Origin of the sequence: Lawsonibacter sp. LCP25S3_E2 (genome assembly GCF_052117285.1) — a bacterium.
Taxonomy (GTDB): Bacteria; Bacillota; Clostridia; order Oscillospirales; family Oscillospiraceae; genus Lawsonibacter.
In genome coordinates this window covers 1-3,104 of record NZ_JBQKJL010000047.1, presented here as the reverse complement: position 1 = coordinate 3,104, position 3,104 = coordinate 1, and the positions used below count along the sequence as shown (strand labels likewise).

General features: G+C 50.6%; 1 protein-coding gene and 1 pseudogene. Both read right to left on the bottom strand.

Features of this window, described 5'->3' with window-relative positions; all coding sequences use genetic code 11:
- Nucleotides 1-82 precede the first annotated feature (82 nt).
- Nucleotides 83-1,285 (bottom strand): IS110 family transposase, encoded by a 1,203-nt coding sequence (locus ACTQ3R_RS16295; protein WP_340039468.1) that lies wholly within the window; start codon nucleotides 1,283-1,285, stop codon nucleotides 83-85.
- A 454-nt stretch (nucleotides 1,286-1,739) separates the two neighbouring features.
- Nucleotides 1,740-2,993: pseudogene (locus tag ACTQ3R_RS16290) on the bottom strand (relaxase/mobilization nuclease domain-containing protein); the annotation flags it as partial.
- Nucleotides 2,994-3,104 lie beyond the last annotated feature (111 nt).

Genomic DNA, 3,104 nt, shown 5'->3' with positions numbered 1-3,104 from the left:
TACATGAACATGAAGCATCTGGAGGCGACCGTTGAGGATGCCTCCATTGCTGGCTGACTTCATTCATAACAGAGTCTGCGAACTAAAGTGCGAAAAATTCTTGACACGACCAAATCCGCAGGAACTTTGCAGCTCCGGCCACAGTATAGACATAGAAATGCTTTCCCTCCGCTCGTTTCTTATCCATGAAGCAGAATACAGAATTGTCAGGGTTTCCGTGAACAAGAATCATGGAGGCGATCTCAAACAGCACCTTACGCAAGTGAGGTGAACCGCGCTTTGAAACATGACGATTCTTTGCATCGAATGTACCGGATTGATACGGTGGTGCGTCCACACCAGCGTATGCAACCAGAGCACCTTTGTGCGAAAAACGGCGGACATCACCAACCTCAGCCATCAACTGCGGTCCTGTGATTTTTCCGACACCTTCCATCCCCATCACCAGCTCATATTCTGGCAGCAGAGAGGCCAGCCGGTTCATTTCTGTGCGGAACGCATGAAGCGAATCATATACGGTATTCAGGCTGATTGCCGCTTGCGTTATCAGCAGTTTTGTACTATCATTTTTGGGAAGCGTGGCAACGGCGTTCCTGGCTGCGGTATGGATTCGTTCGGCATCGGAAGTACTGAATCTGTAACCGGTTCTTTTGCACCATTTTTGGAAGGTGTCTGCAAAAGTATGTAGGGATAAAGCTGCCACGCATTCTTTATGCCAAAAGCGGATCACAAAATCCACCCATTTGACATGGCCCTTTGAGTTCCTGCCTTCATTCAGAAATAACTTATTGGCACCGGGGAATGTCTGATCCAGGAGTGAAATTAAACCGTTTCTCAACATTGTACCGGTGGTGGTTGTCCGCTCATAGAGCCGATTCTGGATCTTCAGCATTTGCCTTGTTTCATCTTCTGCGGAATATTCCCTCAGATCCATCCAGAATGTGAGACCATAATTTGCGATTTTCAACGCATCCGCTTTATCCGTTTTAACCTTGCGCAGTGAATTGTCGCTGAAGTTGTGGATCAGAATCGCGTTGACTACACTGACAAAGAATCCAGCCTGTTGCAGCGCCAAAGCCACGGGTCTCCAATACATTCCTGTATGCTCCATGACAATTCGAATCTCGCTGCCTTCATCGTCAAGCCCCTGTAGCTTCTCAAGCAGATTCTTGATACCGGTGACATCATGGCCGACGTCAAATGGGAGTAAAGCCACTTCACCGCCTGGTCTTCTGGCTGCCACTGTGCTTTTATATTTTGAAACATCGATTCCAACCGCTGTAATGACTCCTGCGCTCATACACAATCCTCCTTTGTTTGGTTTTATAACCGGCGACCGCCACAGTTCATTACCGATTCAGCTTGCTTAGTCACACGAATGTACGGATTGCTCCGATGATTCAACCTGCGTAAATCGAACGCTGCAATGAGAGGGTCGGCTAACAGTTTGCACAAACGAGCGTGGTTAGCTCAAGCAATGCCCCGTAAGGCCGATTACCTCTTCATTGTAGCTTAGGTTTGAACCGCTGAACAGCATTACCAGCGCAACACCGTTCTTGGGGTCAAACATATTGTAGCAAGCAATGCCTGTGTTAATACACACAGGCCCGCAGAGAAGAAAATCCCTTTGTGATTTTCCTCTCCGCTTGCTTGTTGAGGGCAGTGCCCCCAAGCCCCTTTGAACACAGAATTTCATTCTGTGGCTGCGCGTTCTGCGAACGCTTTTGACCAGGATCAGCTTACCGCTGGTCGTGGTCTTTTTCTTTTTCAACATCCTGTTCTACCTCCATTTTCAGCACTCGATCTACATTTGCCTTTGCCGTTAAAAGCTCCCGCATTTCCTCACGGGAACGCCGGTACTCGGCGTAGGTTTTCTTCTTTTCCTCCAGCAGCTTTGCGTACTCGGCTTGCAGGTCTTTGACCTTGGGCAGCTTCTTCACGCCCATCTCGTCAAAGGCATTTTTTGCCGCCTGATGGAGCAGGATTTCTTCCTCATGTTCCTCCCGGAATTTCTTAGAGTATCCCGCCTTGCGGTAGGCTACATAGGTTTCACGGGTCTTGGCATAGTTTACGATGTGAGTACGCAGAACAGCGATCTCCGCCATGCGTTTCTCCGCCGCCTTGATCTGCGCCGACAGTTCGTTGTGGTGGGCGGTGGCTGCCGCCGCTTTTTCTGCCAGCTCCGCATAATCCAGCAGCCGATGTTCGGTAAGAAAATTTACAGTCTGCGCCATCTGTTTCAGGTTGAAAACCTTGGCCCATCGCGCATACCCAGCGCCTTTCCCAGCCTGTAATTTTGCCTGAATATCCACCAGCAGATTGACCTTGGGCGGCTCCGGCTGCACGGTGGAATTTTTACGGGGCGTATGCTGTTTTTCACCGGCCAACACCGCACGGATTTCTGCTTCACTGTACCCGGCCCCCAGCTTGTCATCCATGCGGGCTACATTCTTCCAGCTGGGCGCTTTGAGCCGGATGACTTTCCCGCGCCGGGATACTTCGCATCCCATCTCGGAAAGCAGTTTCAGCAGCGCATCAAAGTCCGCCGGTTTCTGCTCCAGCGCACGGTCAATCATCACCCGCAACTGTTCCCGATGGGAGGGCTTGGCCTGATCGCCCAGCCATTTGTTATAACTCTTTCCGTGAGGTTTTGGGTCCTCCACAATGGACAATCCGTTCTCGATACAGATGGTATCGCTCAAGCGCCGGACGGCTCTGGTGCTGCCCCAAAAGTTGCGGAATTTTCGGTCACAATCTGCATTGACCGCCGACCAGATGATGTGATTATGAACGTGCGATTTGTCTATGTGAGTGCAGACCACAAAGGCGTGATTGTCCTTGGTGAACCGCTTGGCAAATTCCACGCCCAGGCGGTTGGCTTCCTCCGGTGTGATCTCTCCGGGTTTGAAGGACTGGCGCACATGGTAAGCGATCACATCGTCCGCCCCGCGCACCCGCCCGGTGGCGGCGATATACTGCCGCTTCGCCAACAGAATGTTATGAGACAATAAGATATCCCTGAAAATGCCAACGCAAAATCCTTGAAATTGCCAAAAAAATTCCCTGGTCTTGCCACAAGAAAATCCCTGTAAAGGGAAAAGGCA